Below are 12,033 nucleotides of genomic sequence, written 5' to 3'. Positions count from 1 at the left end.
CAACCTGATCCAAGGAGCTGACGATGAACAACCTGTACCGCGATCTCGCCCCCATATCTTCCGCAGCCTGGTCCGACATGGAGGACGAGGCCCGCAGGACCTTCCGGGCCCGCGTGGCCGCGCGCCGCGTCGTCGACATGCCGGAGCCCGCCGGAGCGGAGTTCTCCGCGCTGGGCACCGGCCACGTGAGTCGCATCGAGGCGGACACCAGCGGCGTGCAGGCGCTGCAGCGCCACGTGGTGCGCGTGGTGGAGCTGCGCGCGCCGTTCACCGTGAAGCGCTCGGACGTGGACGACGTCGAGCGCGGCGCCACGGACCCGGACTGGCAGCCCGTCAAGGACGCCGCCGTGGCCCTGGCCTCCGCCGAGGACCGCACGGTGTTCTACGGTTCGGACGCCGCGGGGATCCAGGGCATCGCGCCCGCGAGCGACAACGGCCGCGTCACCATGCCGCAGGACGTCCGCGAGTTTCCCAACGCGGTGGCGAAGGCCAAGACGGAGCTGCGGCTGGCCGGTGTGGCCGGGCCGTACAACCTGCTGCTGCCCGCGGACCTCTACACGGAGGTCACGGAGACCACCGACCACGGCTACCCGATCTACGACCACATCTCCCGCATCCTGGGCGACGGCAGCATCATCTGGGCCCCCGCGCTCGACGACGCCCTGCTGCTCTCCGCGCGCGGTGGCGACTACGAGCTGCACCTGGGTCTGGACACCGCGATCGGCTACTCCTCTCACACGGCTGAGACCGTGGACCTGTACCTTCGTGAGACCCTCACGTTCCGGGTCAACACCTCCGAGGCGAGCGTGGTCATTTCCCACTGACCCCGGTCTGCACGAACAACCCGCCGCGCACTCCCCCAAGGAGTGCGCGGCGGGTCGTTTCATCCCCGGGGGTAGCAGGGGCCCTGCGGGTCACCCCCTGCGCAGGAACCCGGCGAAGAACTCGCCCAGCTCAGCGGTGGCGTCCAGCGGCAGGACTGCGGCCACGTAGTGGTCCGGGCGGACCACCACCACGGCGCCGTCACGGCTGATGGTGCGCTGCTCGAAGATGTCGTTGCCGGGGATCGCGGCGTACACGCGCTCCCAGTAGTTCAGCTCGAACGGGCCCACCTGCGGCTTGAAGGCGCGCGGGACGGCGTTGATGTCCACCTGGTCGTAGGGCTGCTGGTAGGTGACGTCCACGTCGAACAGGGTGGCCTCGCCGTCGCCCTCGCGGCGGAACGCCACGAGCGGGGAGGTGGGGTCGTTGTGCAGCCACTGCGCGAACGCGGTGGTGGGGGAGTCCGCCCCGGCCACGGCGGCGTCGGCGTACACGTGGATGCGCCAGCGCCCGTCCGCGGTGGCCTCGTGGCCCTGGTGCACCACCATGGCGTCGCACACGCGCTGGACCTCGGCGGACTTGAAACGCTTGCCCACCGGGAAGCCCTTGGCGAGGTCCTGGTGCTCGGTGCCCGCCACGATCAGCGAGGGCTGGTACTCGGTCATGAAACCGGCCGGGAACTCGGCCGTCTTCACGTAGAACTCCTCCAGGTACTTGGGGTCCGGGAGCTTGTCCTGCGGGGTGGCCATGAGCGTGGACCACTCGCGGTCGAAGTCGATGAGGTTCTTGGCGATCACCTGCCGCTCCTCGGAGTAGGTGTCCAGCAGGGACTCGTCCGCGCGGCCCGAGAGCACCGCGCCAAGCTTCCAGCCCAGGTTCCAGCCGTCCTGCATGGACACGTTCATGCCCTGGCCGGCCTTCGCGGAGTGGGTGTGGCAGGCGTCCCCGGCAATGAACACGCGGGGGCAGCGGGTGCCGCGGTCCTCGGTGTCGACGTCGTCGAAGTGGTCCGTGAGGCGGTGGCCCACCTCGTACACGGAGGACCACGCCACGGACTTCACGTCCACGCTGTAGGGGTGGATGATCTGGTTGGCCCGGCGGATGACCTCTTCCACGGGGGTCTTGCGGATCTCGTGGTTGTCGTCCTCGGGCACCTCGCTCAGGTCCACGTACATGCGGAACAGCAGGCCGCCCTCGCGGGGGATCAGCAGGATGGAGCCGTTCACGGAGTTGATCGCGCACTTGGTGCGGATGTCCGGGAAGTCAGTGTTGGCCAGCACGTCCATGACGCCCCACGCGTGGTTGGCGCCCTGGCCCTCGAGCTTGCGGCCGATGGACTTGCGCACCCGTGAGGCCGCGCCGTCGCAGCCGAACACGTACTGGGCGCGCACGGTGCGCTCTTCGCCCTCGCGGGGTCCGGCGGCGTAGCGCACGGTCACGGCTACGGGATGCTCGTGGTCCTGGTTGATCTCCAGGCCCACGAACTCGATGCCGTAGTCCGGCTCGATCTTCCCGGGGCCGCGCTTGGCGGAGCGCAGGAAGTAGTCCATCACGCGCGCCTGGTTCACGATCATGTGCGGGAACTCGGAGACGCCGTGGGGGTCGTCCGCGGGGCGGCCCGTGCGCACGATGTTCTGCGGGTTGGTGGGGTCCGGGTTCCAGAAGCACATCTCGCGGAGCATGAACGCCTCCTGGATGATCTCCTGGGCGAAGCCGAAAGACTGGAAGGTCTCCACGCTGCGGGCCTGGATGCCGTCCGCCTGGCCGATCTCCAGGCGGCCCGGGCGGCGCTCGATCAGCCGGGTGCTCACCTCCGGGTACTGGGACAGCTGGGCCGCGGCGATCACACCGGCCGGGCCGGAGCCCACGATGAGCACGTCCATGGTGTCCGGGAGGTCCTCCGGGCGGTCGATCCCGTGACCGCGCGCCTCCTCGATCCGGGGATCCTCGGAGACGTATCCGTTCTGGTGAAAGAGCATGCCTTCTCCTGCGTTCTGCGATGGGGTGGGCCGGCAGGCCCTGCCCGGGAGGAGCCACGTTGCTCGCTCCGCGGGGAGTCGGTGGAGTTCAGGGTGTAATCCAGATCATATACGATGTGTGGCCGGGGTAACAGGGGTCACGGTGCCCGGCACGACGCCGCTCCGGCCGTCGCTCTCGGAGGCTCTGCTCTCGGCCGGGTTCCGCGGCGCGTCGACCCTTGTCTCGCGGGCCCCACCGGGGAGAACGGTGGATGCATGTCTCAGCGCTCGGGGTCCACGAGGGTTTGCCTGCGAGACTTTCCTGGCTTCCCCGCGCACAATGGTGTGAGCGGGACCACTTGCCCACCCCCTCGGGATAATATACGATTTCGAATAACATTCTGATGATCCGAGGAGGCCCTCGCCGTGACCGAGAACCCGCAGAACGCTCAGAACCCGTCCGTCGGAGCCGGTGAGGTGCAGCCCGTCCCGGTGCGGCCCGGCAAGATCGTCGCCGTGCACGTGGCCTATGAGTCCCGCGCGGCCCAGCGCGGTCGCAAGCCCGCCGTGCCGTCCTACTTCCTCAAGCCCGCCAGCTCCCTGGCCGGGTCCGGTGCCGCCGTGGAGCGCCCCGCGGGCACCGAGCTGCTGGCCTTCGAGGGGGAGATTGCCCTGGTGATCGGCTCGCCCGCCCGCAACGTGTCCCTCGAGGACGCCTGGAGCCATGTGGCGGCAGTCACAGCCTCGAACGACTGGGGCCTCTACGACCTGCGCGCCGCGGACAAGGGCTCCAACCTGCGCAACAAGGGCCGGGACGGCTACACCTCCCTGGGCCCCTCCCTCATCGACGCCCGCGAGGTCTCGCCGGAGCAGCTGCGCGTGCGCACGTGGCTCAACGGCCAGGTGGTCCAGGAGGACACCACGGCCCCCGAGAACATGATCTTCCCGCTGGCCCAGTTCGTGGCGGACCTCTCCCAGCACGTGACCCTGGAGGAGGGGGACGTGATCCTCACGGGCACCCCCGCCGGTTCTTCCGTCGCGCAGCCCGGGGACGTCGTGGAGGTGGAGGTGGACGCGCCGACCGCGGCCGGAGCGCCGTCGTCCGGCCGCCTGCTCAGCCGCGTGACCGAAGGCCACGAGCGCTTCGACGAGGGCCTGGGTGCGATGCCCGCCGTGAACGACACCCAGCGCGAGGAGGCGTGGGGCTCGCGCGAGTCCGCGGGCCTGCCCGAGCAGGGCGGGGAGCACGCGCTCAGCCCGGCGCTACGGGCGAAGCTCGACAAGGCCCCCACCGCGGGCCTCTCCGCCCAGCTGCGCAAGCGCGGGCTGAACAACGTGGTGGTCGCGGACGTCTTCCCGCAGACCCCCGGGACCAAGCTGGTGGGCACCGCCAAGACCCTGCGCTTCGTGCCCAACCGCGAGGACCTCTTCAAGGCCCACGGCGGTGGCTACAACGCCCAGAAACGAGCGTTCGACGCCGTGGGCGAGGGCGAGGTGATCGTGATCGAGGCGCGCGGGGAGACCGGGTCCGCGACCCTCGGTGACGTCCTCGCGCTGCGGGCCCGCCACAACGGCGCGGCCGGTGTGGTCACGGACGGCGGCGTGCGTGACTATGCGGCGGTGCAGGAGATCGGGCTGCCCGTGTTCTGCAAGGGCCCCAACCCTGCCGTGCTCGGCCGGCGGCACGTGCCGTGGGAGTCGGACGTGGCCGTGGCCTGTGGCAACGTCACGGTGCTCCCGGGTGACGTGGTCGTGGGGGACGACGACGGCGTCGTCGTGATCCCGCGAGAGCTCGCCGAGGAGGTGGCCCAGGATGCCCTGGCCAAGGAGCACGAGGACGCCTGGGTGGCCGAGCGCGTGGCCGAGGGCCACCCGGTGGACGGGCTGTTCCCGCCCACGGGGGAGTGGAAGCAGAAGTTCCAGCAGTGGCTGGCCGAGAACCCGCCGCCCTCCGAGTGACCCGCGCCTGACCCCCCCCGAACCCACCGAACCGAACCGAGGACCACATGCCCCTGACCGCGAATGCCGCACCCTCCAAGGCGCAGCGCGCGTACGACTGGATCAAGGCCCAGATCATGTCCCAGGCCTTCTCCCCGGGCTACCGCCTGGTGCTCGCGAGCATTGCCGAGACCCTGGGCATGTCCGTGGTGCCGGTGCGCGAGGCCATCCGACGGCTCGAAGCCGAGGGGCTGGTGACGTTCGAGCGCAACGTGGGCGCACGGGTGTCCATGGTGGACGGCGAGCAGTACAGCTACAGCATGGAAGTCCTGGCGGTCCTGGAGGGCGCGGCCACCGCGCTGTCCGCCGCGCACATCACCGCCGAGGACCTCGCCCACGCGCGCGAGCTCAACGCCTCCATGGAAGCCTCCCTGAAGAACTTCGACCCGCAGACGTTCACGGAGACCAACCACGAGTTCCACCGCGTGCTCGCGTGCCGGTGCCCCAACGAACGTCTCAACGACCTGGTCACGGTGGAGTGGGAACGCCTCAACCACCTGAGGACCTCCACGTTCTCGTTCGTCCCGGAGCGCGCCCGCGCCTCGGTCAACGAGCACCACCAGATCCTCCACCTCATCGAGACCCACGCCCCGGCGGACGCCGTGGAGCGTGCCGTGCGCCAGCACCGTGCGGCCACCCTGCGCAGCTATCTCAGCAGCCGCGAGGAGCCGGACGAGGCGCAACGGCACACCGCGTGACCCACAGACAAGCAATCACTGACGCAGCCACAGATTCGAGGAGCCATCACATGGCCGCTCTGCAGGACACCAAGCCCGAGAACCTTCCCGATTCCATCCGCCACTACATCGGCGGCGAGTGGGTGGACTCGATCGACGGCGACACGTTCGACGTGCTCAACCCCGTGACCAACGAGCCCTACATCACGGCCGCTTCCGGCAAGAAGGCGGACATCGAGGCCGCCGTGGCCGCCGCCAAGAAGGCGTTCGAGGAGGGCCCCTGGCCCAAGATGCTCCCGCGCGAGCGCTCCCGGATCCTGCACAAGATCGCGGACATCGTGGAGTCCCGCGGTGACCAGCTGGCCGCCATGGAGTCCTATGACTCCGGGCTGCCCATCACCCAGGCCCTGGGCCAGGCGCGCCGCGCGGCGGAGAACTTCCGCTTCTTCGCGGACCTGGTCGTCGCCCAGATCGACGACGCCTACAAGGTCCCCGGGCGCCAGGTGAACTACGTGAACCGCAAGCCCATCGGCGTGGCCGGTCTGATCACCCCGTGGAACACCCCGTTCATGCTCGAGTCCTGGAAGCTGGGGCCCGCCCTGGCCACCGGCAACTGCGTGGTGCTCAAGCCCGCAGAGTTCACCCCGCTGTCCGCGTCACTGTGGCCGGGGATCTTCGAGGAGGCCGGCGTGCCCGCCGGTGTGTTCAACCTGGTCAACGGCTTCGGCGAGGAGGGCTACGCCGGTGACTCCCTGGTCAAGCACCCGGACGTGCCCCTGATCTCCTTCACGGGCGAGTCCCGCACGGGCCAGATCATCTTCGGCAACGCCGCCCCGTACCTCAAGGGCCTGTCCATGGAGCTGGGCGGCAAGTCCCCGGCCGTGGTCTTCGAGGACGCGGACCTCGAGGCCGCGATCAACGCCACGGTATTCGGGGTGTTCTCCCTCAACGGCGAACGCTGCACCGCGGGCTCGCGCATCCTGGTGCAGCGCGGGATCTACGACGAGTTCGTGGCGCGCTACGCCGCGCAGGCCAAGCGGGTGAAGGTGGGTCTGCCCTCGGACCCGTCCACCGAGGTGGGCGCCCTGGTGCACCCGGAGCACTACGAGAAGGTCATGTCCTACGTGGAGATCGGCAAGCAGGAGGCCCGCCTGGTGGCCGGTGGCGGCCGCCCCGAGGGCTTCGAGACCGGCAACTACGTGGCGCCCACGGTGTTCGTGGACGTCAAGCCGGACGCCCGGATCTTCCAGGAGGAGATCTTCGGTCCGGTGGTGGCCATCACCCCGTTCGACACGGAGGAGGAGGCGCTGGAGCTCGCCAACAACACCAAGTACGGCCTGGCCGCCTACATCTGGACCAGCGACCTCAAGCGCGCCCACAACTTCGCGCAGAACGTGGAGGCGGGCATGGTGTGGCTGAACTCCAACAACGTGCGCGACCTGCGCACCCCGTTCGGCGGTGTGAAGGCCTCCGGGCTGGGCCACGAGGGCGGCTACCGCTCGATCGACTTCTACACGGACCAGCAGGCCGTGCACATCAACCTGGGCGAGGTGCACAACCCGGTGTTCGGCAAGCAGGAGGACGCCGCCGCCAAGACGGACGGCTGAGCCCCGCCCACGCAGCACTCCCACGCCGGTCCCACGCCGCTCCCGCCGCCGCGGGCCGCCCGGCCCGCGGCTGCGGGAGGCGCCAGACCCCCCACGACCCTTTCACTGTCATCACGAGGCACTCTCACCACGAAGGACACACCATGACGAATCCCGCTGATCGGACAATGACGTCCTCGGGCTTCTATGTTTCGCAGGAAGCCCCGATCACCACCGACAACCCCATCACGACCCCCTCCGTGCCCGCGCCGGACATCCTGCGCTGCGCGTACATGGAGCTCGTGGTCACGGACCTCGTGACGTCCCGCGAGTTCTACGTGGATGTGCTGGGGCTCACGGTCACGGAGGAGGATGCGAACACCGTCTACCTGCGTTCGATCGAGGAGTTCATCCACCACAACCTGGTGCTGCGCCAGGGCCCCGTGGCCGCCGTGGCGGCGTTCTCCTACCGCGTGCGCACCCCGGAGGACCTGGACAGGGCCGTGGCCTTCTACGAGGAGCTCGGTTGCCGCGTGGAGCGCCGCCCCGAGGGGTTCACCAAGGGCATCGGCGAGTCCGTGCGCGTGGAGGACCCGCTGGGCTTCCCCTACGAGTTCTTCTACGACGTGGAGCACGTGGAGCGCCTCGCGTGGCGCTACGACCTCTACACCCCGGGCGCACTGGTGCGCCTGGACCACTTCAACCAGGTCACCCCGGACGTGCCCCGCGCCACCAAGTTCATGCAGGACCTGGGCTTCCGCGTGACCGAGGACATCCAGGACGAGCAGGGCACCGTGTACGCCGCGTGGATGCGCCGCAAGCCCACCGTGCACGACACCGCCATGACCGGCGGGGACGGCCCCCGCATGCACCACGTGGCCTTCGCGACCCACGAGAAGCACAACATCCTGGCCATCTGCGACAAGCTCGGTGCGCTGCGCCAGTCGGACCGGATCGAGCGCGGCCCCGGCCGCCACGGCGTGTCCAACGCGTTCTACCTGTACCTGCGGGACCCGGACGGGCACCGCGTGGAGATCTACACGCAGGACTACTACACCGGTGACCCGGACAACCCCGTGGTCACGTGGGACGTCCACGACAACCAGCGCCGCGACTGGTGGGGCACCCCCGTGGTCCCCTCCTGGTACACGGAGGCGTCCCTGGTGCTGGACCTGGACGGCAACCCGCAGGAGGTCGTCTCCCGCACGGACGACTCCGAGCTCGCGGTGACCATCGGCGCGGACGGCTTCTCCTACACGCGCCCCGAGGAGGGCGAGGAGTCCATGCCCGAGTGGAAGCAGGGCGAGTACAAGATGGGCCACCAGCTCTGAGGCCCGCCTCCTACGCGTGAGCCGTGCCCGTTCACCCTGGCGGGCGCGGCCCACGGCGCACGGACCAACCGAAAGGCAAGGACATGCTTGACCAGGAACGCGTGGTGGCCATCGCGGACGAACTGGCCGCCGCGGAGGCGAACCGCACGATGATCGAGCGGCTCACGCTGCGCTACCCGGAGATGACCGTGGAGGACTCCTACGCGGTGCAGAACGAGTGGCGCCGGCGCGCGCAGGAGTCCGGGCGGCGGCTGGTGGGCCGGAAGATCGGGCTGACCTCCAAGGTGATGCAGGAGGCCACGGGGATCACGGAACCGGACTACGGGGCGATCTTCGCGGACCAGGTGCACGAGAACGGCTCGGTGATCGAGCACGGGCAGTACTCGAACGTGCGGATCGAGGTGGAGCTCGCGTTCGTGCTCAAGGACGAGCTGCGCGGGCCGCACACGAGCATCTTCGACGTGCTGCGGGCCACCGAGTACGTGGTGCCGGCGCTGGAGATCCTCAGCTCGCGGATCCAGATGGAGGGCCGCACGATCGTGGACACCATCTCGGACAATGCCGCCCTCGGCGGGATGGTCTACGGCGGCAACCCCGTGGCTCCGGACGCCGTGGACCTGCGGTGGGTCTCCGCGCTGCTGTACCGCAACGAGACCCTGGAGGACACGGGCGTGGCCGCGGCCGTGCTCAACCACCCCGCGAACGGCGTGGCGTGGCTCGCCAACAAGCTGGCCGCGCACGGGGACGCGCTGGAGGCCGGGAGCATCGTGCTTGCCGGGTCCTTCACCAAGCCCATGTGGGTGCACCCCGGGGACACCGTCCACGCGGACTACGGACAGTTGGGAGCCATCACGTGTCGCTTCGAGTGAACGAGCTGATCCACACTTTCCGCGCTGAAGGCGCCGCCAACCTGCCCGGCGTGCTGCCGAGCCTCAAGGACCTCTTCGCGCTGCCGCGCACACCGGAGGACCCGGTCACGGGCATCTTCCTGTCCTCGGGGGATCCCACCGCGGCGGAGATCTGCGCGAGTGCGGGCTTCGACTACCTCCTGGTGGACGGCGAGCACTCGCCCCTGTCCCTGGAGTCCATCCAGGCGCAGCTGCGCGCGATCGCCGGCTACCCCACGCTCTCCGTGGTGCGGGTGCCGGACAACGACGAGGTCACCATCAAGCAGTACCTGGACCTCGGGGTGCAGTCGCTGATCGTGCCCATGGTGGACTCCGTGGCCGAGGCGGAGGCCGCAGCCCGGTCCGTGGCGTACCCGTCCGCGGGCGTGCGCGGCGTGGGTGCGGCACTGGCGCGTTCCGGGCGCTGGGGTGGGATCCCCGGCTACCTGCCGCGTGCCCGGGAGACCATCACCCTTGTGGTGCAGGCGGAGTCCGCGGCGGCCGTGGCGGGCATCGAGGAGATCGCCGCGGTGGACGGGGTGGACGGCGTGTTCGTGGGCCCCTCGGACCTCGCCGCCTCCATGGGGCTGATCGGGCAGCAGACCCACCCGGACGTCGTCGCCGCCGTGAAGCACGTGATCACCGCGGTGCAGGCGGCGGGCAAGTTCGTGGGCGTCAACGCGTTCGCGCAGGACCAGGCGCGGGACTACCTCGCCGCGGGCGCGGACTTCGTGAACGTGGGCGCCGACGTCGCCCTGCTGGCTTCCGGGGCACGGAACCTGGCGGGGGCGTTCCGGGGCTGAGCCCTCCGGGGCATGAATGAACCCCGGCCGCATTGCCGGGTGGGGCTACGAGGTCGTCGTCCCGGACCTGTACGCGGACGGCGGGGCGCGGCGGTGCCTGGTTGCCACGATGCGTTCCCTGATGACGGGCACGGGCAAGGCGCTGGTGGACATCGAGACCAGCCGGCAGTGGCTGCTCGCCCAGCCGGAGACCACCGAGGCCGTGGGCATCATCGGCTTCTGCATGGGCGGGGGCTTCGCGCTGCTGACCTGCGACCGGGACCGCTACGCCGTGGCGAGCGTGAACTATGGAACCGTCCCCGAGGACATGGGCCACGCCTGCCCGGCGGTGGGTTCCTACGGTGCGCGGGACCTGCAGAACCGGGGTGCGGCGCAGAAGCTGGAGGCAAAGCTCGACGCCGCCTCGGTGGGGTACGACATCCAGGAGTACCCGAGCGCGGGGCACGCCTTTCTCAACGACTCGATGCCGGGACCTGCCGCCCTGGCTTCGCTGTGGCACGTGGCGGGTTTCGGGGGCACCCGAGAGGACCGCGAGCACGCGTGGCGGAGGATCGAGGACTACTTCGCGGCGCACCTGGGTGCTTCTGCGTAGGTGTCTGACGACATGACCGGGCAGAGGGCGCGGCGTGCAGTGCGTCGTCGCGCATGGGTGTATGCACGTGGAACCGGAAGCGGACGGACCAGACCGCACGCAAGTGGGTGCCTCACCTAAGCGCGGAGGCCCCAGTAGGGCCTCCGGCAGACAACGCCCCGGTGACCGGTTCGTCGTGATGAGCACGATATTGGCGGGGATTCCGGGTGTCCAGGAACGCGCTCACGCGGGTACCGCAAAGGTGTCCTGGCGCCAGCCTAGAGTTCCAGTATGAAGCGAGAGCAACTGGATGAAACCGTCAACGCCTGTCTGAATCTGATTGAAGTTCGCTTTCCTCAGGGCGACCAGCGCGGGGCTGCTGCGATGCTACTCGCGGATGGGGCCGTTCTCACCGGCACCGCTCCGGATGCGGTGAACCCGGCGGTGGAGGTGTGCCACGAGATCGAGCCCTACGCGGCGGCGTTCCGGCTCGACCAGGAGATCGTGGCCTCTGTGTGCTTGCACCGGGATGAAGCGGGAAGGTTCCTGGTCCTCAGCCCGTGCGGCGTGTGCCGGGAGAGGCTGGCCGTTCACGGACCCGACGTGCTGGTGGGTGTCGCGGCGCCGGACGATCCCACGCAGCTTGTGTGGAAGTCGTTGCGCGAGGTGCTGCCGGACTACTGGATGACGGTGTTCCCGGGTGAGGCTACCGGCGGCTGGTGATGGAGCAGTGTCCATGGGGCGCAGGCATCGAGACCTGCGCTGAGAAGACCGTAGATTGCCAAATGGATTGCCGGGGATGACGATTTCCAGTGTTTTTGCCGCGTTGGTGACCGTACTTGTCCTGGCGTGTGGCTTCGTTGTCGTCGTGCCGCGATCCCCGGGCGGGTACGTGGGGCTGGTGACCGCCGGGACCTTCGGGGCGGGCGTGTTCTACGGGCGTCCCACCCAGCGGCTGCTCGCCCACCAGTGGCGACGAACAGCTCTGGGGTCCTCGATGATTCGCTGGACCAGGCCACGTTCGCTGGCCCGAGTGCTGGACCGGGCGCGGTGGAACCGGCAGGTACGTCGCCCCATCAGGTCCTTCGCCGACCTTAATCCGTTCAGGTCTGATGCCGCCGGGTCACTGGTCAGTCACGCTGTGTCGCTTGCGATCCATCTGCTGGCCGCAGCTGCTCTCACGGTCTCCGCCCATCCCTGGTGGGCCATGGGTTGCTTGGGTTTGGGGCTGGTGGTCCACGGGTGGCCGTGCCTACTTCAGATTGAGGTGCTGGTACGACTGGATGAACTCCGCGCCAAAGCACGAAGACGCGGCCGGGGAGGATTCCTCTACTAGCTGTACTGACCGCGGACGTTGATCGACGTTGCGGCTTGTCTTCGAGCGTGCTCGAACCCCTAGC

Annotated in this window: 10 protein-coding genes; 9 read left to right on the top strand and 1 reads right to left on the bottom strand. The window is 69.3% G+C overall.

Annotated features, from left to right (window positions below):
* Window positions 1-23 precede the first annotated feature (23 nt).
* Window positions 24-824, top strand: a complete 801-nt coding sequence (locus FS770_RS09320; protein ID WP_102613629.1) for a family 1 encapsulin nanocompartment shell protein — start codon at window positions 24-26, stop codon at window positions 822-824.
* A gap of 90 nt (window positions 825-914) precedes the next feature.
* On the opposite strand, the gene FS770_RS09315 is transcribed toward FS770_RS09320, so the two are convergent.
* Window positions 915-2,801 carry an FAD-binding monooxygenase gene (locus FS770_RS09315; protein ID WP_145011322.1) on the bottom strand — a complete coding sequence of 629 codons (1,887 nt, stop codon included), beginning with the start codon at window positions 2,799-2,801 and terminating at the stop codon, window positions 915-917.
* 405 nt (window positions 2,802-3,206) lie between these two features.
* Here FS770_RS09315 and FS770_RS09310 point away from each other — a divergent pair, with 405 nt between their 5' ends.
* From FS770_RS09310 to FS770_RS09275, 8 genes are all read left to right on the top strand, one after another.
* A complete protein-coding gene (locus tag FS770_RS09310; protein WP_145011319.1) occupies window positions 3,207-4,739 on the top strand; it encodes a fumarylacetoacetate hydrolase family protein in 1,533 nt (510 codons plus the stop codon).
* A gap of 47 nt (window positions 4,740-4,786) precedes the next feature.
* On the top strand, window positions 4,787-5,476 hold the full coding sequence (locus FS770_RS09305) for a GntR family transcriptional regulator (protein WP_145011315.1): 690 nt from the start codon (window positions 4,787-4,789) through the stop codon (window positions 5,474-5,476).
* 50 nt (window positions 5,477-5,526) lie between these two features.
* Window positions 5,527-7,062, top strand: a complete 1,536-nt coding sequence (hpaE, locus tag FS770_RS09300) for a 5-carboxymethyl-2-hydroxymuconate semialdehyde dehydrogenase (protein ID WP_145011313.1) — start codon at window positions 5,527-5,529, stop codon at window positions 7,060-7,062.
* Window positions 7,063-7,205: 143 nt separating this feature from the next.
* The gene (gene hpaD / locus FS770_RS09295) at window positions 7,206-8,372 is read left to right on the top strand and encodes a 3,4-dihydroxyphenylacetate 2,3-dioxygenase (RefSeq protein ID WP_145011311.1); all 1,167 of its coding nucleotides are present in this window, start codon (window positions 7,206-7,208) and stop codon (window positions 8,370-8,372) included.
* A gap of 83 nt (window positions 8,373-8,455) precedes the next feature.
* Complete coding sequence (gene hpaH, locus FS770_RS09290) at window positions 8,456-9,241, top strand: 2-oxo-hept-4-ene-1,7-dioate hydratase (RefSeq protein WP_145011309.1); 786 nt, start codon at window positions 8,456-8,458, stop codon at window positions 9,239-9,241.
* Between the two features lie 50 nt (window positions 9,242-9,291).
* Window positions 9,292-10,062: an HpcH/HpaI aldolase family protein gene (locus tag FS770_RS09285; protein WP_145011492.1), complete on the top strand. Its 771-nt coding sequence runs from the start codon at window positions 9,292-9,294 to the stop codon at window positions 10,060-10,062.
* Window positions 10,063-10,078: 16 nt separating this feature from the next.
* On the top strand, window positions 10,079-10,654 hold the full coding sequence (locus FS770_RS09280) for a dienelactone hydrolase family protein (RefSeq protein ID WP_145011307.1): 576 nt from the start codon (window positions 10,079-10,081) through the stop codon (window positions 10,652-10,654).
* 270 nt (window positions 10,655-10,924) lie between these two features.
* Window positions 10,925-11,356, top strand: a complete 432-nt coding sequence (locus FS770_RS09275; protein ID WP_145011305.1) for a cytidine deaminase — start codon at window positions 10,925-10,927, stop codon at window positions 11,354-11,356.
* The last annotated feature ends 677 nt before the right edge of the window (window positions 11,357-12,033 follow it).

The sequence above is a fragment of the Kocuria salsicia genome (genome assembly GCF_007681555.1).
In the GTDB taxonomy this organism is placed as follows: domain Bacteria; phylum Actinomycetota; class Actinomycetes; order Actinomycetales; family Micrococcaceae; genus Kocuria; species Kocuria salsicia.
The sequence above is the reverse complement of the archived record's forward strand: the minus strand, read 5'-3'. Positions and strand labels throughout refer to the sequence as shown.